This is a genomic window from Pseudolactococcus raffinolactis NBRC 100932 (assembly GCF_001591765.1).
Lineage (GTDB): Bacteria > Bacillota > Bacilli > Lactobacillales > Streptococcaceae > Pseudolactococcus > Pseudolactococcus raffinolactis.
Genome location: NZ_BCVN01000004.1, coordinates 61,161 through 84,802, shown reverse-complemented (window position 1 = coordinate 84,802; position 23,642 = coordinate 61,161). Strand labels below are relative to the sequence as shown.

Here is a 23,642-nt window from a genome sequence, read left to right as displayed (position 1 = left end):
AAATGTTAGAATTAAAAAATATTACCAAAAAATTTGGTGACAAGGTGATTTTTGATGGTTTTGATTTGACCATCAAAAGTGGCGAAGTGGTTGCTATTGCAGGTCCCTCAGGTGGCGGTAAGACAACCTTGCTCAGAATGCTTGCTGGCCTAGAAACGATAGATGCAGGACAAGTGATTTTTGATGGTGAAACAGTTGCGCTAAATGATCTGATTACGCGTAATCTACTAGGTTTTGTCTTCCAAGATTTCCAACTTTTTCCACACATGACGGTGCTTGAAAATCTCGTGCTCTCGCCAATGAAAACGATGCAAGTCTCAAAAGATATAGCGATTGCTAAAGCTGAAGAGTTACTGACCAATCTGGAAGTCATTGAGCAAAAGGATGCTTATCCTTTTAGTTTATCAGGTGGCCAAAAACAACGGGTAGCGCTGGCTCGTGCCATGATGATTGACCCTAAAATTATCGGTTATGATGAGCCAACTTCAGCACTTGATCCAGCCTTGCGAGATCAAGTTGCCAATCTCATTTTGGAAAATAAAAAACTGGGGATGACACAAATCGTCGTGACCCACGATATGGATTTTGCCGAAAAAATCGCAGATACCATCATCAAGGTCAATGCTAAAGTAGACTGATAGAGTCCGATCAAACAGATCATAGGAGAGATGAGAGATATGAAATTGAAAAAAGTTTTAGGAATGGTTGCTGTTTTAACAGCTTTTGTGACTTTAGCGGCTTGTGGTCAAAAGTCTGAAAAAGATAGCTGGCCAGATATCCAAAAGAAAAAAGAAGTGGTCATTGGGTTTGACAATACCTTTGTGCCCATGGGCTTCAAAGACGAAAATGGGAAGAATGTCGGCTTTGACATTGATCTTGCAGATGCTGTTTTCAAAAAGTATGATGTTAAGGTTAAAATGCAACCGATTGACTGGGATATGAAAGAAACTGAGCTAAAAAATGGCTCGATTGATCTCATTTGGAATGGCTATTCAGTCACTAAAGAACGTGAGAAAAAAGTGCTATTCACCAATCCTTACATGAAAAATGAACAAGTACTCGTCACTAAAAAATCAAGTAAAATTGACGACGTTGCGGGAATGAAGAACAAAGCCTTGGGGGCCCAACAAGGCTCTTCAGGCTACGATGCCTTTACCAAGCAACCTAAGATTCTCATGGACATTGTCAAAGACAATGATGCGACGCTATACGATGATTTCAACTCAGCTTTACTAGACTTAAAGGCTGACCGCATTGACGGCTTGTTGATTGACAATGTTTATGCCAACTATTATCTAACTAAAAATGGCGAGATCAATGACTATCATATCCTGACGACGGGTTATGACTCAGAAAATTTCGCAGTTGGTGCTCGCAAGTCAGATAAAAAATTGGTTGATAACATCAATAAAGCTTTTAAAGAGCTCCATGCAGACGGAGAATTTCAAAAGATCTCTGAAAAATGGTTCTCTGAAGATGTTTATCCAGGAAAATAATGCCAATAAATATCTCCTATTAACGTACCAGTTAGTAGGAGTTTTTATATTCTTGCGTTTGTCATGAGAAATTGTTAAACTTTAGTCAATAGTTGGTGACGCCTACCTTCTTTCTATTTTAGAAATCAAAAAAGGATAATCTATGAAAAAATTTTTAGTGCTATTAACTTTATTTGTTGCTTCTTTTAGTGTGACGGTTGCTCATGCTGAGGCTAACTATGTTAAAGATGATGCGAAAGTCTTAAGTCAATCACAAGTTCAAAATCTAAATGAGATGCTAAACGAGCTTGCGACGAGTCAAACAAAATCTGGTGAATCGGTGCATTTGGAGTATGCCATCTTGACAGTAAAATCGCTCAATAGGGATGATATTGAAGATTATGCGCGTGATATTTTCAATAAAAAACAGATTGGTGACAGTCAACATAATTTGGGTGTCTTGTTTGTGATTGCCATTAAAGATCATGAATACCGGATTCAACTAGGGGATGGTTGGAACAAGACCAAGTATGTCAATGAAAAACACATCAAAAAATGGGTCTATACGGATAATGTGACGACAATGCTGCGTTCAGATAACTATGGTGAAGCAATTGAGACGATAACAGAAAACATGATTGCGCTCCTTGGTCAGGATGTTGTGTTACCACAGTCACAAGAAGCGTTTGCTAAGTCATTAGGCGTGAGAATTGTCAAGTCAGAATTAGCAGATGTTAAGCGTTTGAAAATTCTGAAGACATTTGGAATAGGATCAGTCATCGCTTTATTAGGTGGTGCCATCAGCTTTTTTAGTGTGAGCAGTTGGCGGAAATTTGCTAAAAAACGTTATCTCAAAAAGCACCGTGCCCTAGTCTTATCGATTTTGGAGTTAGAACTTGGCTTTTACGCTGAGAAAGAACGCTTATCTATTTCAGATGAGAGTTTAGCAGATGCCTTTAATGAAACAAAATTACCACCGACGATTGAAAATGTTCAGATGTTTCTTGACAATTTTAAATGGCATGATGCTTTGATCAAGCAAGGAGATGCACAATACAAGGAAGACCGCAAACCTCGTGAACAAGAGGAGATGGCGCTTAGAATCACGAAAAAGAAGCCTAGCAGACGCTATCATGATTTTAATGACATGAATGATAACTTCAGACATGATAGATTCTGGCGCGGTTATTATTATGGCACCCTACTCTATCCAGTAGCTGCACCTCAAACAGCTTTTGCTGATCATGATAACTCCGATTCAAATTCTGGTAATGATACTTGGACAGGTTTTGGTGGCGGTGGCGGCTTTTCGTCAGGTGGCGGAGCTTCTGGCGGTTGGTAATCGCATCGAAATAAGTCGGAAATTATCTAACAATTCAAAATTTTTCTGCTTTTTCCTTGACAAGTGTCTTATAAAACGATAAACTATAATAAAAATAAGAAAGGTTCTACGGTTGATCGAATGAAAACGTCAAACACAAACTTGCGATTGTTGGTGAAGGGCACACACTAAGAGATTACTCTTACTGTTGTGTCCTGTTTGGCGTTCATTCATCAAGTAGGACAGGTTCAGCGTCTTGCTTAATAAGTGAGACGCTTTTCTTTTATCAACTATTATTAGACAATTCAATTTATTTTCGGCTCCTTGGTGTTAGGAAAATAGATAAAAGGACGCACGAACGTTGTTCGTTTACGCCTTTTCCTAATTTTCTACACACCAGAGCAGTCGCCTCAACATCTTAACTAAGGAGAATATTATGCGGAAAATAGAATTTTTAGACACTAGCCTTCGGGATGGGGAACAAACTCCGGGCGTCAACTTTTCAATCAAAGAAAAAGTTGCCATTGCCAAACAACTTGAAAAATGGGGTATCTCAGCCATTGAAGCAGGTTTTCCTGCTGCTAGTCCTGACTCATTTGAAGCAGTTAAGCAGATCGCGGAGACACTCACGAAAACGTCAGTTACGGGTCTTGCACGGGCTGTCAAATCAGATATTGATGCAGCTTATGACGCCCTGAAAAATGCTAAGTATCCACAGATTCATGTCTTTATCGCGACCAGTCCAGTCCATATGCAGTACAAGCTTAAAAAGACACCGGATGAAGTTATTGCGTCAATCACGGAACATGTGGCTTACGCTAGAAGTCTCGTTGAGATTGTTGAATTTTCACCAGAAGATGCGACGAGGACGGAAAAAGCCTTCCTCCTCAAAGCAGTTCAGACTGCGGTGGATGCGGGGGCAACCTACATCAATATCCCAGATACGGTCGGCTACACAACGCCTTCGGAGTACTATGAGACCTTCAAATTCTTGATTGAAAATGTCACATCTGACCGAGACATTATCTTCAGCCCCCATTGTCACGATGACCTTGGGATGGCAACTGCCAATACTTTGGCGGCAATCAAAGGTGGTGCGGGACGGGTCGAAGGTACGATCAATGGGATCGGAGAGCGTGCAGGAAATGTAGCACTTGAAGAAGTTGCAGTTGCGCTTAAAATCCGTGAGGATTACTACCAAGCGACGTCGGATATCGTTCTCAATGAAACCTTCGCAACGTCTGAGCTCGTCTCACGCTTCTCAGGGATTCCAGTACCTAAAAATAAGGCTGTTATTGGTGGGAACGCCTTTGCCCATGAGTCAGGGATTCATCAGGATGGTGTCCTCAAAAATCCTGAGACCTATGAAATCATCACACCAGAACTGGTTGGGGTTAAGAAAAACTCTCTGCCACTCGGTAAACTGTCAGGTCGTCATGCCTTTGTCACGAAACTTCAGGATCTTGGTTTCGATGAGGTGACAGAAGATGACATGAAAGAGCTCTTCTCTAAATTTAAGGTTCTGGCTGACAAGAAACATGAGATTACAGATGCCGATATTCGTGCATTAGTTGCAGGAACGACCGTTGAAAATCCAGAAGGCTTCCAATTTGATAACATGGTCATTAGCTCTAATGATGACGGTACTCAAACGGTGACTATTAGCTTGAAAAATGAAGGTCACGAAGTTATCGAAACAACTGCCAATGGTAGTGGGTCAGTAGAAGCGACCTTTAATGCCATCGACCAATTCTTCAATCAGTCTGTTAAACTCGATAGTTATAACATTATCGCCATAACCGAAGGGATTGATGCCCAGGCAGAAGTACATGTCACCGTTGAAAATAATGATACAGGCACAATCTTCAATGCCAACGGTCTTGACTTTGACGTCCTACGGGCGAGTGCTATTGCCTATGCCAATGCCAACACTTTGGTTCAACGTGAAAATGCAGGGATTATTACTAGAAAAATTTCTGAAAAAGCAAACCCAGAAGATTAAGCAGAGACACTAGAAGCGAAAAGGAATGAAAACATGACGAAAAAAATCGTAACCTTAGCAGGTGATGGGATTGGGCCAGAAATTATGGCAGCAGGTCTTCAAGTTTTAGCAGCCGTTGCACCCAAAATTAACTTTGCGTATGAAGTCGAAGCCAAACACTTTGGCGGGGCAGCCATTGATGCTGAAGGTCATCCGCTGCCAGAAGCAACCTTAACGGCTGCAAAAGCAGCAGATGCCATCTTGCTAGCGGCCATTGGTGGTCCGCAATACAACGATGCAGCTGTTCGGCCAGAGCAAGGCTTGCTTGGCTTGCGCAAAGAGCTAGGTCTGTTTGCCAACATCCGACCTGTACAAATTTTTGAAGCCCTCAAACACTTGTCACCCCTGAAACCTGAAATCATCGAAGGGGTTGACTTTGTGGTCGTCCGTGAACTGACTGGCGGTATCTACTTTGGTGAACACACCTTGAACGAACGCAAAGCGCGTGATGTCAATGACTACACCTATGAAGAAATCGAGCGCATTATCAAGATTGCCTTTGAGATTGCGCGTGGTCGTGGTAAGAAAGTGACCTCAGTTGATAAACAAAACGTGCTTGCGACCTCGAAGCTCTGGCGCATTGTTGCTGAAGATGTCGCAAAAAACTATCCAGATGTAGTCCTAGAGCATGCACTTGTAGACAGCCTAGCAATGAAGATGATTACCAATCCGAACGACTTTGACGTCATCGTCACAGAAAATCTCTTCGGCGACATCTTGTCAGATGAATCGAGCGTTCTCCCAGGTACCTTAGGTGTCATGCCTTCAGCCTCTCATGCGGCTAATGGTCCTAGTCTTTATGAACCGATCCACGGCTCAGCGCCTGATATTGCAGGGTTAGGCATTGCCAACCCCATCTCGATGATTTTGTCAGTGGCCATGATGTTACGGGAAAGTTTTGAAGAAACAGCTGGTGCCCAGTACATCGAAAATGCGGTCAATAAAACCTTGCTAGAGGGTGTTTTAACAAAAGATTTGGGAGGCACAGCGAGCTTGTCAGAAATGACAGCTGCAATTATTGATAATCTATGATGAAAGAAGTATTATTTGGGCTATTAGTCTTTTGGAATCTGGTGGTTTTCGGGCTCTATGCTGAAGATAAACGTCGTGCCACGCGTGGGCTCTGGCGGATTAGCGAAAAGACTTTGTTGCTTTCGGCATTTGGTTTGGGGGGCATCGGTGCTATTATTTCAGCACACATTTTCCACCATAAAACGAGAAAATGGTATTTTCAAGTCGTTTGGTGGCTGGGTGTGATACTGGATGTTTCGGTCATCGTGTTCATTTTAAAAAAAGTAAATGATGTTGCGTTAGTTAGATAGAAAGAAGTATTTTATGGGACAAACAATATTTGATAAACTGTGGGATCGCCACGTGATTACGGGTGAGGTTGGCGAGCCGCAACTCCTTTATGTAGATTTTCATATGATTCATGAAGTAACAAGTCCGCAAGCCTTTCAAGGTTTACGCGAGGCTGGGCGAAAAGTTCGTCGACCGGATTTAACTTTCGGTACAACTGACCATAATGTACCGACTGTCGACATCTTCAATATCTCAGATTTGATTTCTAAAAATCAGATTGATACACTAGCACGAAATGTTCAAGAATTTGGCATTGATGCGGCGACCCATGGATCAGACCGTCAAGGAATTGTGCACATGGTGGGACCAGAAACAGGCAATGCGCAGCCAGGTAAGATTATCGTTTGTGGCGACTCTCACACGGCAACAAATGGCGCATTTGGTGCCATTGCTTTTGGGATTGGGACGAGTGAAGTTGAACACGTTTTTGCAACGCAAACCTTATGGCAAGTGAAACCAAAACTCATGAAAGTAGAGTTTATCGGCAAACCTGCCAAAGGTGTTTATTCCAAAGATTTCATCCTTGCGCTGATTGCCAAGTACGGTGTAGATGCAGGTGTTGGTTATGCGGTTGAATTTACTGGTGAAGCCATCGCTGCACTTGAGATGGAAGAACGGATGACCATTTGTAACATGGCCATTGAATTTGGCTCAAAAATTGGGCTCATGAATCCAGACCAAAAAACCTATGATTATGTTAACGGTCGTGAATTTGCGCCGAAAGATATGGCAGCTGCTATTGCAGACTGGCAGACTTTACCATCTGATGCGGATGCTGTATATGATAAAGTCATTACCATTGATGTTTCGAAACTTGCACCGATGGTGACTTGGGGTACCAACCCTGAAATGGGTATTGAGTTTACGGAAAGCTTCCCAGAAATCAAAGACTTCAATGATGAGCGTGCTTATCAATATATGGATTTAACACCGGGTGGCAAGCCGAGCGACATTGACCTAGGTTATGTCTTTATCGGATCTTGTACCAATGCCCGTCTCAGCGACTTACAATTGGCTGCTGAGATCGTTAAAGGCCACAAAATTTCTGACAAACTAACAGCCATCGTCGTACCAGGAAGTCGACCAGTTAAAAAAGCAGCAGAAGCACTTGGTCTGGATAAAATCTTTACGGATGCTGGCTTTGAATGGCGTGAGCCTGGTTGTTCGATGTGTCTGGGGATGAACCCTGACCATGTGCCAGAAGGCGTTCATTGTGCGTCAACGTCAAACCGTAACTTTGAGGGACGTCAAGGCCATGGCGCGCGGACACACCTTTGTAGTCCAGTCATGGCAGCTCTAGCTGCCATCAATGGCAAATTTGTAGATGCACGGGAGGTGCTTGCCTAATGGAAAAATTTACAGTCTATAAAGGCACAACCGTGCCACTGATGAATGATAATATTGATACCGACCAAATCATTCCCAAACAGTTTTTGAAGGCAACAGATAAAACAGGTTTTGGGAAAAATATGTTTTTTGAGTGGCGCTATCTAAGCGATGGTGAAGCGGAAAATCCTGACTTTATCCTCAATCATCCAGAGTATCGTCAAGCAACGATTTTAATTTCAGGCGATAACTTTGGCTCAGGTTCATCTCGTGAACACGCAGCTTGGGCGATTAAGGATTATGGTTTCCGTGCAGTGATTGCAGGGTCGTTTTCAGATATTCATTATAATAATGAGCTGAAAAATGGCATTCTGCCCATCGTGCAACCTTTAGAAACGCGTGAAATTCTGGCAGCATTATCGCCAGATGAAACGATTGAAATTGATTTGCCTCATCAAGTCATCAAAACTTCAAAAGGTGACTTTACATTTGAAATTGATGCCGAATGGAAACGAAAACTTGTCAATGGACTTGATGACATCGGTATCACGTTACAATATGAAGATTTAATCACAGCCTACGAAAAACAAAGACCCGCTTATTGGCAATAATTTGGACTAAAACTCTCTGTCTATTGATAGAGAGTTTTTTGTTATTTTTTTGAAATATTTTTAATAAAAAACACACAGTAACATGAACTTAAAATGTAAAACATGTTCGACAAAACCTGCTGTTAAGGTAATCTAGGATATTATTTTTTAAAATAAAAACATTTTTTATAATAGAAAAGTGGCAAAAAAGTGATATAATTAACGTATAACAAAAATATGTAAGCGTTTGCCTATCTTTTTAATTTGTAGAAGGTGAGTGATACATGAGATTAATTGATGAAGGGAGCGACGGTAGTGATTGAAAAAAAGGTTGTTCAAGCTGATTTTGTAGAAACAGAAAGTCAAAAAGAAGAATTCGAAGTGGCGCTATCACGTTTAGCAAATCAACGAGGGGCACAGATGCCCTTATTGCAGGAAACGCAAAGGATTTATGGCTATCTACCAAAAGAACCGTTAGAACGAATGGCAAAGGCTTTAGATGTTCCATTAGAAGAACTCTATAGTACCGCAACATTCTATTCTCAATTCTCTTTTGTACCAAAAGGAGAATACACGATTAGTATTTGTATGGGGACGGCTTGCTACGTCAAAGGTGCTGGAGATATATTGGATGATTTGTCCGATATCTTAAAAATCAAATCGGGTGAAACGACGGAGGATAAAAAGTTTACTTTAGAATCTTGTCGTTGTATCGGTGCTTGCGGCTTAGCGCCCGTCTTGAAGGTCAATGAAGAAGTCTATGGCCGATTGAACAAAAAGAAAAGTGAAAAGGTACTTGCGACTTATCAAAAAGAAGCGTAGGTCATGTTTCAAGATTTCACAGTGTGAAATCGCAGAAAGGAGTGAGTGAAGTTGATCAAAAATTGGAAGCAATTATCTGACTTGCGAAATGTCAATCGGCAATCTGTTGCCATGCGTATGGAAGAAACAGGTGAACACCCTTTTGATTTTGAAATTATGGTGTGTGCTGGAACTGGTTGCCTTTCTTCAAAAAGTGATGATTTTGTTGCATCAATAAAAGAAGAGTTGGCTAAAAATGACATGACAGACAAGGTTAATGTGGTTCGGACAGGCTGTTTCGGTCTTTGTGCACAAGGGCCGATTGTTATTGTCTACCCAGATGGCGTTTTCTACCATCAAGTAAAACCAAAAGATGCGAAAAAAATTGTCAGTCAGCATTTGATAAAGGGTGAATATGTTGAAAAACTCTTGTATCATGACCATAAAACAAAAGAGGTTGTGAACAAGCTTATGGATACACCGTTTTACCACAAGCAAAAGCGGGTTGCGCTTGATAATTGTGGCCGCATCGATCCAGAAAAAATTTCTGATTATATCGCCTTTGATGGCTATCAAGCCTTGGCAAAAGTTGTGAACGACTATTCGGCAGATGATGTGATTAAGATTTTAGAAACATCTGGTTTGCGTGGTCGTGGTGGCGGTGGTTTTCCAACCTTTCGCAAATGGTCATTTGCAAAGGCAAGTGTCTCAGATCAAAAATATGTCATTTGTAATGCCGATGAAGGTGACCCAGGTGCCTTTATGGACCGCTCAGTCTTGGAAGGTAATCCACATGCCGTTCTTGAAGCCATGGCCATTGCAGGCTATACGATTGGTGCTAATCAAGGCTATATCTATGTCCGTGCAGAATATCCAACAGCAGTTGAGCGTTTAGAGATTGCGATTGAGCAGGCTCGTGCTTTAGGCCTGCTTGGCAAAGATATCTTTGGCACTGGCTTTGATTTCGACATTGACTTACGTTTAGGCGCTGGTGCCTTTGTCTGTGGTGAAGAAACAGCCCTGCTTGAAAGTATCGAGGGACGTCGCGGCGAGCCTAGACCAAAACCACCGTTTCCAGCGGTAAAAGGCTTGTTTGGCCAACCAACGATTGTCAACAATGTTGAAACCTACGCCAATGTACCGAAAATCATCCTCGAAGGCCCAGAGTGGTTCGCGAGCATGGGAACTGAAAAATCTAAAGGTACAAAAGTCTTCGCGCTTGGTGGCAAGATTGAAAATACAGGCTTGGTGGAAATTCCATTAGGCACAACCCTAAGAGAAATCGTTGAGGATATCGGCGGTGGGATTCCAGATGGTAAACAATTTAAGGCAGCCCAAACAGGTGGTCCTTCAGGCGGTTGTATTCCGATTGAACACTATGACATCCCAATTGACTATGATAATCTAATCGAAATCGGCTCGATGATGGGCTCAGGTGGTTTGATTGTCATGGATGAAGGCAACTGTATGGTTGACATCGCCAAATTCTTCCTTGAATTTACAGTTGAGGAAAGTTGTGGCAAGTGTGTCCCTTGTCGTATCGGTACCAAACGGCTACTTGAAATTCTTGACAAGATTACGATGGGCAAAGCGACACTTGAAGATTTGGATAAAATGGAAGAGCTTTGCGACCACATCAAAGGTAATTCCTTGTGTGGTTTAGGACAAACCGCTCCGAATCCAGTACTATCAACGCTCCGCTATTTCCGTGACGAGTATGTCGCACACGTTGTGGACAAACGATGTCCAGCAGGCGTTTGTAAGAATCTTATTCGCTATGAGATTATCCCTGATAAATGTACGGACTGTACGGCTTGTGCTAGAAATTGTCCAGTAGCGGCGATTAATGGTGAAATCAAAAAAGTGCATGAGATTGACCAAGAAATCTGTATTAAATGTGGCGTTTGTTATGACACGTGTCGCTTTGATGCGATTAACATTGTCTAGAAGGAGGTGTGTCAGTGAAAGAAGTAACAATTAAAATCAATGGCAGAACTTACACGGCGCCAGAAGGGTCAACGATTCTTGAGGCCGCGCGCCTGAATAATATTGATATTCCAACACTTTGTTTTTTGAAAGAAATCAATGAAATCGGTGCCTGTCGTATTTGTCTGACAGAAGTTGAAGGGGTGAATAACCTTGTAACTTCATGTGTTTACCCGATTGCTGAGTGCATGTCGATAAAGACCAACTCTGATCGTGTTTTCAAATCAAGAAAAACAAATCTGGAGCTCATCTTATCAACACATGAACGTAAGTGTCTATCGTATATCCGCAATGGCAACTGTGAACTTCAAAAGCTTTGTAAAGAGTTCAACGTTGATGATGAAGACATTTACAATGGTGACAACTGTGAATACGAGTTTGATGATAGCTCAGTTCATATGTATCGCAACAATAATAAATGTATTTTGTGTCGCCGTTGTGTCTCTGTTTGTAAAAAAGTACAAGCAGTTGGCGTCATCGGTGCTAACGACCGTGGGTTCAATACACACATCGGCAGTGCCTACGAACAAGACTTGGGTGATGTTGATTGTATCTCTTGTGGCCAATGTATCGTGGTGTGTCCAACGGGCGCAATTGCAGAAAAAGATCAGACCCAAGAAGTCTGGGAAGCTTTACAAGATCCAACCAAACACGTCGTCGTGCAAACTGCACCGAGTGTGCGCGTGACCTTAGGTGAAGCCTTCGGCTTACCAGTTGGCACAAATGTTGAAGGTAAAATGGTTGCAGCCCTACGTCGTATTGGTTTTGACAGAGTCTTTGATACCAACGTCGCGGCTGACTTTACCATCATGGAAGAAGCAACAGAATTCTTGCAGCGTGTCGAAAATAACGGACCGTTCCCGATGTTCACCTCTTGCTCGCCAGGCTGGGTCAAATACTGTGAAGCCTACCATCCAGAGCTCATTCCAAACCTGTCAAGCTGTAAATCACCGCAACAAATGTTTGGTGCCCTGATTAAAACTTGGTACGCACAAAAAAATAATATCGACCCCAAAGATATTTTCGTTGTAGGCATCATGCCATGTACCGCGAAGAAATTCGAAGTCACCCGTGAAAATCAAGCAGCAGCAGGTTTCACAGATGTGGACGTTGCCTTGACAACACGTGAGTTGGCACGCATGATCGACAAAATTGGACTGCGCTTTAATGACCTCCCAGACGAAGCATTCGACCAACCATTAGGCGATGCGACAGGAGCAGGTTATATCTTTGGCGCCACAGGTGGCGTGATGGAAGCAGCCTTGCGGACAGCTAGTGAAACCTTAGCAGGTCATGCGCTTGAAGCCGTTGACTTTGTAGAAGTCCGTGGCACACAAGGGATCAAAGAAGCCACTTACGAGATGAGTGGTCAAACCGTTAAAGTCGCAGTAGCATCTGGTATCAATAATGCGAAACGCTTGATTGAACAAATCGAAAAAGGTGAAGCCTTCTATCACTTTGTTGAAATCATGGCCTGTCCTGGTGGTTGTGTCAATGGTGGCGGACAACCTGTACAACCTGGTTCTGTTCGTAACTTCGTTGATTTGAGATCTAAGCGCGCACAAGCACTCTATGCAGAGGATCGTGGTAAAGGTTTGCGACGCTCACATGAAAATCCAGTGCTCCAACACATCTATCAAGAATTTCTTGAAGCGCCAGGTAGTCATAAAGCCCATCATATCTTGCACACGAGCTTTAAAAATCCAGTAGAGAAATAACGTCAGTGCGTTAGCAATGATCACTTATATATAGGAGGACATCATGTCAGATTTTGAACAAGCCTTGTCGCTAATCAAAAGCGGAGAATTGACAAAAGTAGAACTGCAAGAATTAAGCACAGCTATACAGTCAAGAATTTTAAGCAAACCATCTGTGCAAGCAGATATTAGCGTTTAATCACATAACTATATCAAATGAGTTTCGGCTCCTTGGTGCTAGGAAAATAGATAAAAGTCCGCACGAACTTTGTTCACTTACGTCTTTTCCTAATTTTCTACACACCAAAGCAGTCGCCTCAGCATCTTAGCCAATTGAGTTTCGGCTCCTTGAGCCTAGGAAAATAGATAAAAGTCCGCACGAACGCTGTTCGCTTACGCCTTTTCCTATTTTTCATAGGCTCAGTGCAGTCGCCTCAACATCTTAATGAAGGAGGTGATTGGTAGTTTCCACGACACGTGAGCTATCAAACATTTATGAGTAAAAAAGCCTTATCGCTTACCCAAACAGCAGTTTTATTAGCTCTGATTGTCGTTATCGAGTATTTAATGGTAGGTCCCCAGTATATCTTGATCAAAGGGTCAATCGTCAACTTAATTTTAGTTGTGGCGACACTTTTGATTGGTCTACCGGCGGGTATCTTGATCAGTATTTTCACACCACTATTAGCAGTCGTAACAGGACATTTGGCAATGCCAGTTCTAGCACCTGTCGTAGCACTTGGTAATCTTGTTTTTGTCATCTTGTGGTGGCTCATTGTGAGACATGTCAAGGAGTCAAAATCACTGATTAGCTATATTGTGGCGACAGTCGTCTCGTCGCTTGCCAAATTTGCCTTTCTCTATTTGGCAGTAGCTTGGTATATCTTACCGGTCGTGCTGAAAGGCCTTGTTGCTAAAAAACCACCAATCAAAGTAGCTTTACTGGCACAATTTGGCATGCCACAGTTGATCACAGCAGTGATTGGCGGTGTGATTGCCATGCTAATTCTACCGCGTTTGGCAAAAGCTATCCAATCAATAGAAAAAAATTAAACACAAAACTTAAACTTATCATTTGAAAGAAAAAGAAAGGTCGTAAAACATATGACAGCTGTAAAAATCGTATTTTCAAGCACAACAGGAAACACTGAAGGCATTGCAGAAATTTTAGAAGAAGAATTCCAAGCATTAGACGCTGACGTAGAAGTTATTGATGCGGATGATGATGTAGATGAAGATGTCTTTGAAGACGCCGATGTTTGTGTGGTTGCAACCTACACAGATGGTGATGGGGAAGTACCATTTAACTTGCAAGAATTCTATGAAGCGCTTCCTGACATTGACTTAGCAGGAAAAGTATACGGTGTTGTAGGTAGCGGTGATAGTGAACTCTATCCAGATGCTTTCTGTCAAGCAGCCGTTGATTTTGAGGCAGCTTTTGAAGCAACTGGTGCAACCAAAGGTGCAGACACAGTGGAAATCGAAAATGCTGCTGAAGGTGACGATATTGACACCTTAAAAGCTTTTGTTGCTGCCTTGCTATAAACGATGATTGGAATGGTTGAGCGTATTAGTTTTGAAGGAACAGTTAGACGCTCAAAAGAGGTGAAAGTATAATGAAAAAAACCAAAACAATGGATGGGAACGCTGCTGCAGCATATGTTTCGTATGCGTTTACAGAAGTTGCCGCAATCTATCCTATTACGCCAAGTTCAACAATGGCGGAATACGTGGATGAATGGGCTGAACAAGGCCAAAAAAATATTTTTGGAGAAACCGTTCGTGTTGTTGAGATGCAGAGTGAGGGTGGTGCAGCAGGGACTGTTCATGGCTCACTGAAGACAGGTGCTTTGACATCGACCTACACGGCGAGTCAAGGACTGCTTTTGATGATTCCTAACATGTTCAAAATTGCAGGTGAACTGTTACCGAGTGTCTTCCATGTGGCAGCACGTGCTGTGACAACGAATGCCTTGAGTATTTTCGGTGACCATAGTGATGTCATGGCTGCGCGCCAAACAGGTTTCTGTATGCTGGCTGAAGCCAGTGTTCAAGAAGTCATGGATTTGTCAGCTGTGGCGCATTTGGCAAGTATCGAAGGCAAGTTGCCTTTCATGAATTTCTTTGATGGGTTTAGAACTAGTCATGAGTTACAAAAGATTGAAGTTTTAGATTATGATGATTTGAAAGCCATGGTAGACTGGGATGCTTTAGAAGAATTCCGCGCGCAAGGGATGAATCCAAATCATCCAACTATCTCAGGAACAGCACAAAATCCAGATATCTATTTCCAACAACGCGAAACAGTCAATCAATTCTACGATCGCATGCCCGCCATCGTCCAAAAATACATGCAACAAATCAATGACCTGCGTGGCACATCTTATGATTTGACGGATTATTATGGTGATCCAGAAGCGACAGAAGTCATTATTTCAATGGGTTCAGTTTCACCAGCCATCCAACAAACTGTTGAATACTTGAACAAGCAAGGTCGCAAGGTTGGGCATATCAATATCCACCTCTATCGCCCATTCCCTGCTGAAAACTTGCTTGATAAGTTACCGAAAACTGTGAAAACAGTTGCTGTTTTGGACCGGACTAAAGAACCAGGTTCAGATGGTGAACCACACTTGCTAGATGTGCAAAGTGTTCTCTACCGTCATGAAAATCGTCCGATTGTTATTGGTGGTCGTTATGGTATTGCCTCAAAAGACATTACGCCAGACCAGATTGTGGCGGTTTACGACCACATGTTATTGCCAAATGATCAAATGAAAGGTCGTTTCACGGTTGGTATCGTGGATGATGGGGCAAACTTGTCATTGCCACTGGGAGAAGTCCTTGACTTAACACCAGATAGCACTTTCCAAGCCAAATTCTGGGGACTTGGGTCAGATGGTACCGTTGGTGCCAACAAACAAGCCATTAAGATCATTGGGAATCACACGGATTACTATGCACAAGCCTACTTTGCCTATGATTCTAAAAAATCAGGTGGCTTGACCATGTCTCATATCCGCTTTGGCCAAGAGCCAATTCTATCGACTTATAATGTCAATAGAAGCGACTTTATCGGCTGTCATAACAGTGCCTATCTCCATAAGTATGATTTGATCAAAGGCCTCAAAGATGGTGGTACTTTCCTTCTTAATACCGTTTGGGATGAAGAAAAAGTAAAACAACATTTGCCAAAACGTTTGAAACGCTATATGGCAGAGCACAACATCAAGTTCTATACGATCAATGCTGCAGGCATTGCGCAAAGACTAGGCCTACAAGGTCGGATCAATACGGTCATGTCAGCAGCCTTCTTTGAGCTTTCTAACATCATGGATAGAGAGACTTTCTTACCACTGATGCGTGATGAAATCAAGGGCGCTTATGGCAAGAAATCAATGAAAATTGTTGAGATTAACTGGCAAGCCATTGATGCTACATTTGAAGCCCTGACGCACATTGAAGTGCCGGCTGAATGGGCAACACTAGAAGTGCCAGAAGAAAAATGCGACACGACTGGGAAACCAAGCTACGTCACTAATATCTTGGAACCTATCAACCGTCAAGAAGGTAATGACTTATCAGTTGGCGACCTGATTGATAACGGTATGTTGGGTGGCTTCATGCCAATGGGAACGACTGCCTATGAAAAACGTGGCATCGCTCTAGAAGTGCCAGAATGGTCGATTGATAAATGTACCATGTGTAACGAATGTGCCTTTATCTGTCCGCATGCTGCTATCCGTCCTTTCTTGGCTGATGACGAAGAGCTAAAAGATGCGCCAGAAGGCTTCATCACACGTGAAATGCGTGGCGCAGATGGCTTACAATACCGGATTCAAGTGTCACTTGAGGATTGTACCGGCTGTGGTCTATGTGTTGAAGTGTGTCCTGCCAAAGAAAAAGCCTTGGCCTTGAAACCTTATGATACACAAAAAGAAGAAGCCATCAACTGGGCTTTCGCCATGACTTTGAGTCAAAAAGTCAATCCTGTCAAGAAATACTCAGTTAAGGGGTCTCAGTTTGAGAAACCGCTTCTTGAGTTCTCAGGGGCTTGTAGTGGTTGTGGTGAAACACCTTATGTTAAACTCTTGACACAACTTTATGGGGATCGCATGATGATCGCTAATACCACAGGTTGCTCGTCTATTTGGGGCGGTTCTTCACCAGCGGCACCTTATACGACTAATGACGCAGGTCAAGGGCCAGCTTGGAGTAACTCCCTCTTTGAGGATAACGCGGAATACGGTTTGGGCATGCATCTTGCCAACCAAATGAAGCGGGATCGCTTATCTAACAAAGTGAGCGCTGCACTTGCGGCAGACCTAGGTTCTGACGAAACGAAAGCCTTGTTAGCAGACTGGTTAGCTAATAAAGACGAAGGTGAGGGTAGCCGTCAACGTGCGACTAAACTTGCTGCAGCCCTTCAAGGTGAAACCAACGAAGACTTGCAAGCGATTCTGGCTGATGAAGACATGCTCGTGAAACCAAGCCAATGGATCATCGGTGGTGATGGTTGGGCTTATGACATTGGCTTTGCAGGGATTGATCATCTCCTTGCAACTGATGAAGATGTTAACATCTTTGTTATGGATAACGAAGTCTATGCCAATACAGGCGGTCAAATGTCTAAAGCGACACCAACATCAGCGATCGCGAAATTTGCGGCCGGTGGTAAGAAGACTAAGAAAAAAGATCTGGGCATGATGGCCATTTCTTACAACGATGTCTATGTCGCACAAATTGCCATTGAAGCGAATCCAATGCAAGCGATCAAAGCCATTCAGGAAGCAGAAAACTATCCTGGACCATCTTTGATCATCGGCTACACACCATGTATCAGCCACGGCTTGCGCGGTGGCATGGGTCAAACCATTCAAGAATCAAAAGACGCTGTTGAGTCTGGCTACTGGCAACTCTACCGCTACGATCCACGCCTTGCTGCTAGAGGCAAAGACCCGATGCGGATCGACTACAAAAAAGCCGACTTTAGTAAAATGTCAGCCTTCCTTGAAAACCAAACGCGCTTCTCTGCCCTACGCAGCGTGAAGAAGGACGAACAGGAAGTTCAAGACATGTTACAGCACACAGTTGACGTGATGACAGAACGTAGTGAAAATTATAACCGCCTAGCGGCTTATAAAAAAGTAAAAGAATAAAGACTAGTGGTTAGTAACCATTCTGGTTACTCATAATCGAAAATCGCCGAATTTGGCGATTTTTTTGTGGTATAATAGAAGAACGACTACTAGAAAAACGAGAAAAATATGCAATTCACAGATTTTAATTTTAAACCATTCATTAACGACACTTTAGAAAGCATCCGCTTTAAAACGGCGACACCAGTCCAAGAAAAGCTGATTCCTATCGCGCTTGATGGGCGTGATATCGTCGGCGAATCTAAAACAGGTTCTGGTAAAACCCATACCTTTTTACTACCGATTTTCCAAAAATTAGATACAGCTGTTAATGGTGTACAAGCCGTCATTACAGCACCATCACGTGAACTTGCAACGCAAATTTACAACGCTGCGCAAGAATTTACTAAGTTTGACGATAGCATTCGTATCTCAAACTTTGTCGGTGGCACAGATAAAAAACGCCAGATTGAAAAGTTATCCGGTAATCAACCCCACATCGTCATCGGAACACCGGGTCGTATCTTAGATTTGATCAATGCGCAAGCATTGAAAACATATACGGCCAATATTTTCGTAATCGATGAAGCAGATATGACGTTGGACATGGGCTTCTTAAATGAAGTGGACCAAATCGCAGGCACCTTTGATAAAAAAGTGCAGATGCTCGTCTTCTCAGCTACTATTCCGCAAAAACTCCAACCTTTCCTCAAGAAATATCTCAACAACCCTGTTATGGAGAAAATTGCGACGAAAACCGTCATTAGCGATACCATTGACAACTGGTTGATTTCGACCAAGGGTCGCGGGAATAACAGTGCGATTTTGGAAGTGCTTCAAACGCTGAATCCTTACTTGGCTATGATTTTTGCCAATACCAAGGATAGAGCCGATGAAATCCACAGCTTTTTAGCCAACAATGGTTTTAAAGTCGCGAAGATTCATGGTGGCGTGCCACCGCGTGAGCGCAAGCGGATCATGAAGGCCGTTCAAAATCTCGACTACCAATATGTTGTCGCAACAGATTTGGCGGCGCGTGGGATTGATATTGAAGGTGTTAGTCACATCATCAATGACGGTATTCCCCGTGATTTGGAATTCTTCGTCCATCGTGTTGGCCGGACTGGTCGTAATGGCATGACAGGGACAGCGATTACGCTCTACCAACCATCTGATGATGCGTCGATTCATGAACTTGAAAAGACAGGCATTAAATTCACACCAAAAGTCATCAAAAATGGTGAGATTACAGATTCTTACGATCGAGATCGTCGTGAAAAACGTGAGAAATCTAAAGAAGCTCTTGATATTACGATGATCGGGCTTGTGAAGAAGAAAAAGAAAAAAATTAAACCCGCCTACAAGAAAAAAATCGGTTGGGAAATTGATAAACAGAAGAAAGCCAAGAAACGGATTGAAGGTCGTGCGCAAGGTCGTGCGGAACGTAAATCTAAGCGTCAATCCTTCTAATCAAGAATTTAAGACGACTGTCCAATCATGGGATAGGCGTTTTTTTGTTGTTTTTAAAAGGACATTAGCCTAAGTCAAAGCAAAGGTCGAGCAGATCTAGATTTAATAAAGTGTTACTTTATGAATATAAAATGGTAAATACTTGATTTTAACAGAAAAATATATTGTAAAATAATGAGTAAAGTGTTAAAATTTAAGTGTAGGATAAGTCTATCTATATTAAAAGATAAAAAAGATAGCAGCACAAAAGCAAGTTAAATCTATCAAAAAGGAGGACAGACTAATGACAATCATCATCAACAAGAAAAACTTAGTTTGTTCCCCAAAACTTTTAGTTGTCACTAGACCGTTGTTAGCAACCCCAGAAAATGCCCACAGCCCACAGCCCACTAACCTACAACATCAATTTTATCAATACGTCCTAGTAACTGAGTTTTTCGAAAGTCGGGTTTTTTCCGCTTTTGCAAAACTCAGTTTTTTGTATTTAGAAATAGAGGGGTATCATTATGAAACACACACAACAGTCTAACATTAGACAAAAAATCTTATCATTCGTACTTGGATTAAGTCTACTATTTAACATCTTTGCGCCTGTCGCAGCAGTCTTTGCCCAAGATGTCGCACCACCAGATGCGCCAGTCACTAGCTGGCAACTGACGGACGCAAATCAGCAAGCCGTATCAGACGACAATCCAATCAAGTCAGGCGCAAGCTATGCCTTAACGGCAGAAATCCACTTACAAGGACTAGAAGGTGGGAAACTTGTCGCAGGTTCAAGCTATCAAGTCAAACTACCAGCAAATGCCGAAGTTGGGACTTGGTCAGGTGAACAAGTAACACCTAAAGCACTCGTAAGCAAGAGTGGTGAAGTTGTTGGTTCATTTGTCATCCAAAATCAAACTGTTTTACTCACATTTAATGGAACAGTGACCCAACTTGATCAAGTCGATGCGGTTATCCAAACTGATGCCGTTTTAACAACAGATGTTAATCAAGACGTGACACAGGCAGTTCAAGTAGGGAACATCTCATAAATGCTTGCTTTTGAAGGAGAGGCTACTGACACAACGTCAGAACTAACCAAAGTCAGACCAGCGCTTAGAGCAGCGGCAGCACCAGTAGATTATTCTAACCAAGTCGTGGTGAACGACTGGAATTTGTTGGATAGTGCAGGAAATCCACTTTCTACAACGAATTTAGGGACAATTAATCAAGGATATCAGCTTAAATTTAATTGGACCTTAGCACCAATGAGTAGCACTTTGAATGAAGGTGATACGTTCAAAATTGCTGCTCCGACCAGTACGACCGGACTTACTTTTACTGCAACAAGTGGCGGATGGGTCAATTTTACAGACAATCTTGGCGTGGTTTTAGGGCAATGGCGGATTGCTAATAACAGAATTGAAGTAATTTTAGGTGTTAACGTGACCGGTAGGCAGAGTGTCGTAGCTGAACTCACCTCTGGTTTGAATACTTTCGTAACATCAAGCAGTCAAGGAGGAACTTTCAATGTATCCTTTGGTGGGAAAACTAAGGAAATTGGAATTAACCGAAGACAATTAAATAATTTAGGTGGTGACTATAAGTTTCTAGCATCTATTTCAAATACGACTGCACAATGGAATATCTCAGTTAATCAAATTGGGGTAAGAGAATTAGGATTAAGTTTTGGATCGGCCTATAATGTTAGGTCTAATTGTTATGTAGAAGATCAACTTAATGGAACCCCTACTAATCTTTTTATGAGGACTAGTGTATACATACCTACTAATTTAACTTCTGGCATTTTATCTACTCAAGCTAGCATGTTTAACGTACCTACAACTAAGATAAACCAAAACCCTGGGGAATCTTACACAGATTTCAAGGCTAGACTAGGTGTCTATCAATATGGTTTTTATAAGGATGCATTTGATCAATACACTTTCGTATTATATTTGGGTGACGTGGGTAGCAATGGTCTTAGATATTCCGATTTGGATGCTGATTTTGTGACTACGGCGACAAACAATACCATTAATAATGGTTACTATTCAGAAAGTGATCGTTCTGATCTAGAGGCTTTCTATACCAATACATACGGAAATGGAAATGTGATTGGTGGGAAAATAGTTTCATATTCAATGTATATCATTGAAAACTATCCACAGGTTGCTGTGGATACAACAGTCAGGAATACAGCTAGGATAACCCTAGGTGACACCTCAAAAGATTACACAGCCACAGGAAAACTTGAAGGTATTACTGGATCGGGTGGCACAGTTACAGCAGGTTCTGCAGGTGTAACTCTCTTTGATGCGGATACGAACTTCCCACTTGCTGGCACCTTTAAACTTCAACAAAAGCAAGCTGATGGGTCTTGGACAGATTATGGCACGAACACTTGGACGACGGTTGTCGGTGATTCTGGATATGTGGATGCAGGTCCAGTCGTTGACGGAACTTATCGTTTCTACCAAACCGTTGCCCCAAGTGCTGAATATGACCTCATTAACTCACCAGGTTATGATGTTGGTGCGGGTTCAGTTATTTCAGAAGAATTTGATGTTGATGCTTCAACAGGTTATGTCGCGACGGTCAAAAACACCAAATACAAATTTAACATCAGCTATACCAAGGGTAATCGCGGTGACTTCAATGACAACGTCTTTACCGGTCGCGTCATTAACAGTATGACCCCATCCTTCTCAGGTACTCTAGGTGCAGATGGTGTAAGTCCAAAAGGCGAAACAGGCTACACCTTCACAGGATGGAGCCCAGCTGTCGCAAATACAGTCACCGCAACTGTCACCTACACCGCCCAGTGGGCACCAACTGTTTATGACATCAGCTACGTTTTAAACGGTGGTAGTCCAACAAGCAACCCAACTACTTATACCTACGGTGTCGGTGTCACAAGCTTCGCAGATGCCACTGGAAAAACCGGCTACACCTTCGCCGGTTGGTATGATGATGCCACAGCGGGTAATCCTATCACCACCATCTCAACAACCGAAACAGGAAACAAAACCCTCTATGCACGTTGGACACCAAATGAGTATGACATCATCTATCACTTAGATGGTGGAGATAACGACAGCGCTAATCCTGCTAAATACACCTATGATGTCGGTGTCGCAAGCTTTGAGGACGCGACCAAAGACGGCTACCACTTCCTAGGTTGGTATGATGCGGTTAAAGGTGGAAACCGCATCACCAATATCTCATCAACAGCTACAGGAACCAAAGACCTCTATGCCCATTGGGATTATACCATTACTTATGAGCTAGATGGTGGGACAAATGGTGCTAACCCAACCCACTATGAGTTTGGCACAGGTGTCTCAAGCTTTAATCCAGCTTCTAAAGACGGTCATGACTTCCAAGGCTGGTATGATGCCGACACAGGTGGCAATAAAGTCACTAACATCCCAGCGACCGCCAAAGAAGACAAAACGTTCTATGCTCGCTTCACACCATCAGAGTACACCATCGCTTATGAGCTAGACGGTGGGACAAACAGCACAGCCAACCCAGACAGCTATACCTACGGCGTTGGTGTTCCAAGCTTTGAAGATGCGACCAAAGACGGCTACATCTTCCTCGGTTGGTTTGATGCAGAAAGTGGCGGTAATGCCATCACGGATATCTCTGATACAACGATGGGTAATCAAACACTTTATGCCCACTTCAAATATGACTATGCCCGTCTTGAAGCCAAACCAATCGTTAGAACCGTTGTAAAAAATACCACCTACACTTGGCATCATCCAGAACATGAACCTGTTCTCTATGATGAAGATAATAATATCGTACCCGATGCGGACATCTGGGCCATTGTGGATGGGGTTGCTTACAAGGCAACAGATGCGGCAGAATTGCCAGAAGGTGTGCATGATGTGACCTTTACCAATGTCAATCCGATGACAAGATTCACACCGTTCAACCGCTTGGTAACACGCGCAACGGTGAGAGAGGTGACGACGCATACAACAGCGACGATCATTGCAAAAGACCTCGAACCTGCACCGATCACAGTGCGTTATGTCGACCAAAGCGGTAAGGAACTTAAAACGGCTACAGTTTATACTGGTAAAATCGGCGATGCCATCACAAGTAACGCACCAACGATCGCGGGTTATGAATTGATCTCACTCAGTGATAAGATCACAGCGACGATCACAGATCAAGCCCAAACCTTCACCTTCGTCTACAAACCAGTAACTCAAACACCAGCTTTACCACCAACTGGTCATCAGTTACCGAAGACAGGTGAAAGTCAAAGTGCATTCAGTCTTATCCTTGGCTTCATCCTAGTTGCCTTTGTGAGTGTGCTGACTTGGTTCAAGCTTGGCAAACGTAACACCCGACACAGTGACTAACTGTGCTCACCCTAACTTAGCCCCCCTCGAAACAGTTTGTCTATTGTGGCAAGCTGTTTTTTTGCGTTCTT

Annotated in this window: 19 protein-coding genes; all 19 read left to right on the top strand. The window is 42.7% G+C overall.

From position 1 onward, the window contains the following. Nucleotides 1–2 precede the first annotated feature (2 nt). The 19 genes from LRA01S_RS02835 to LRA01S_RS02750 all read left to right on the top strand — a co-directional run bounded on the left by LRA01S_RS02835 (nt 3) and on the right by LRA01S_RS02750 (nt 23,571). Nucleotides 3–638 (top strand): amino acid ABC transporter ATP-binding protein, encoded by a 636-nt coding sequence (locus tag LRA01S_RS02835; RefSeq protein WP_061774131.1) that lies wholly within the window; start codon nt 3–5, stop codon nt 636–638. Nucleotides 639–677: 39 nt separating this feature from the next. Then, the gene (locus LRA01S_RS02830) at nt 678–1,496 is read left to right on the top strand and encodes an amino acid ABC transporter substrate-binding protein (protein ID WP_061774130.1); all 819 of its coding nucleotides are present in this window, start codon (nt 678–680) and stop codon (nt 1,494–1,496) included. A gap of 142 nt (nt 1,497–1,638) precedes the next feature. Continuing rightward, entirely contained in the window at nt 1,639–2,817 is a 1,179-nt protein-coding gene (locus LRA01S_RS02825) for a TPM domain-containing protein (protein WP_061774129.1), read from the top strand. A 415-nt stretch (nt 2,818–3,232) separates the two neighbouring features. Next, complete coding sequence (locus tag LRA01S_RS02820) at nt 3,233–4,798, top strand: 2-isopropylmalate synthase (protein ID WP_061774128.1); 1,566 nt, start codon at nt 3,233–3,235, stop codon at nt 4,796–4,798. A gap of 33 nt (nt 4,799–4,831) precedes the next feature. Further along, a complete protein-coding gene (gene leuB, locus LRA01S_RS02815) occupies nt 4,832–5,869 on the top strand; it encodes a 3-isopropylmalate dehydrogenase (RefSeq protein ID WP_061774127.1) in 1,038 nt (345 codons plus the stop codon). Continuing rightward, entirely contained in the window at nt 5,869–6,159 is a 291-nt protein-coding gene (locus LRA01S_RS02810) for a DUF1294 domain-containing protein (RefSeq protein ID WP_061774126.1), read from the top strand. Before leuB ends, LRA01S_RS02810 begins: the two co-directional genes overlap by 1 nt. A 13-nt stretch (nt 6,160–6,172) precedes the next feature. Next, complete coding sequence (gene leuC / locus LRA01S_RS02805) at nt 6,173–7,546, top strand: 3-isopropylmalate dehydratase large subunit (protein ID WP_061774125.1); 1,374 nt, start codon at nt 6,173–6,175, stop codon at nt 7,544–7,546. Next, nucleotides 7,546–8,136 carry a 3-isopropylmalate dehydratase small subunit gene (leuD, locus tag LRA01S_RS02800; protein ID WP_061774124.1) on the top strand — a complete coding sequence of 197 codons (591 nt, stop codon included), beginning with the start codon at nt 7,546–7,548 and terminating at the stop codon, nt 8,134–8,136. Before leuC ends, leuD begins: the two co-directional genes overlap by 1 nt. 294 nt (nt 8,137–8,430) lie before the next feature. After that, entirely contained in the window at nt 8,431–8,937 is a 507-nt protein-coding gene (locus LRA01S_RS02795; RefSeq protein ID WP_239519128.1) for an NADH-quinone oxidoreductase subunit NuoE family protein, read from the top strand. A gap of 51 nt (nt 8,938–8,988) precedes the next feature. Continuing rightward, complete coding sequence (locus tag LRA01S_RS02790; RefSeq protein WP_282956195.1) at nt 8,989–10,863, top strand: NADH-ubiquinone oxidoreductase-F iron-sulfur binding region domain-containing protein; 1,875 nt, start codon at nt 8,989–8,991, stop codon at nt 10,861–10,863. A gap of 14 nt (nt 10,864–10,877) precedes the next feature. After that, nucleotides 10,878–12,620 carry an NADH-dependent [FeFe] hydrogenase, group A6 gene (locus LRA01S_RS02785; protein WP_061774122.1) on the top strand — a complete coding sequence of 581 codons (1,743 nt, stop codon included), beginning with the start codon at nt 10,878–10,880 and terminating at the stop codon, nt 12,618–12,620. Nucleotides 12,621–12,663: 43 nt separating this feature from the next. After that, a complete protein-coding gene (locus tag LRA01S_RS11260) occupies nt 12,664–12,798 on the top strand; it encodes a hypothetical protein (protein ID WP_255211712.1) in 135 nt (44 codons plus the stop codon). Between the two features lie 296 nt (nt 12,799–13,094). Further along, nucleotides 13,095–13,652 carry an ECF transporter S component gene (locus LRA01S_RS02780; RefSeq protein WP_144259872.1) on the top strand — a complete coding sequence of 186 codons (558 nt, stop codon included), beginning with the start codon at nt 13,095–13,097 and terminating at the stop codon, nt 13,650–13,652. A gap of 51 nt (nt 13,653–13,703) precedes the next feature. Next, the gene (locus tag LRA01S_RS02775; RefSeq protein ID WP_061774120.1) at nt 13,704–14,144 is read left to right on the top strand and encodes a flavodoxin; all 441 of its coding nucleotides are present in this window, start codon (nt 13,704–13,706) and stop codon (nt 14,142–14,144) included. Nucleotides 14,145–14,215: 71 nt separating this feature from the next. Further along, on the top strand, nt 14,216–17,758 hold the full coding sequence (gene nifJ / locus LRA01S_RS02770) for a pyruvate:ferredoxin (flavodoxin) oxidoreductase (protein WP_061774119.1): 3,543 nt from the start codon (nt 14,216–14,218) through the stop codon (nt 17,756–17,758). A gap of 108 nt (nt 17,759–17,866) precedes the next feature. Continuing rightward, nucleotides 17,867–19,207: a DEAD/DEAH box helicase gene (locus LRA01S_RS02765; protein ID WP_061774118.1), complete on the top strand. Its 1,341-nt coding sequence runs from the start codon at nt 17,867–17,869 to the stop codon at nt 19,205–19,207. Between the two features lie 283 nt (nt 19,208–19,490). Further along, a complete protein-coding gene (locus tag LRA01S_RS02760; protein ID WP_061774117.1) occupies nt 19,491–19,736 on the top strand; it encodes a hypothetical protein in 246 nt (81 codons plus the stop codon). Next, nucleotides 19,714–20,241 carry an Ig-like domain-containing protein gene (locus LRA01S_RS02755; protein WP_061774116.1) on the top strand — a complete coding sequence of 176 codons (528 nt, stop codon included), beginning with the start codon at nt 19,714–19,716 and terminating at the stop codon, nt 20,239–20,241. Before LRA01S_RS02760 ends, LRA01S_RS02755 begins: the two co-directional genes overlap by 23 nt. After that, nucleotides 20,242–23,571, top strand: coding sequence for an InlB B-repeat-containing protein (locus LRA01S_RS02750; protein WP_061774115.1), 3,330 nt, complete (start codon nt 20,242–20,244; stop codon nt 23,569–23,571). Nucleotides 23,572–23,642: the final 71 nt, after the last annotated feature.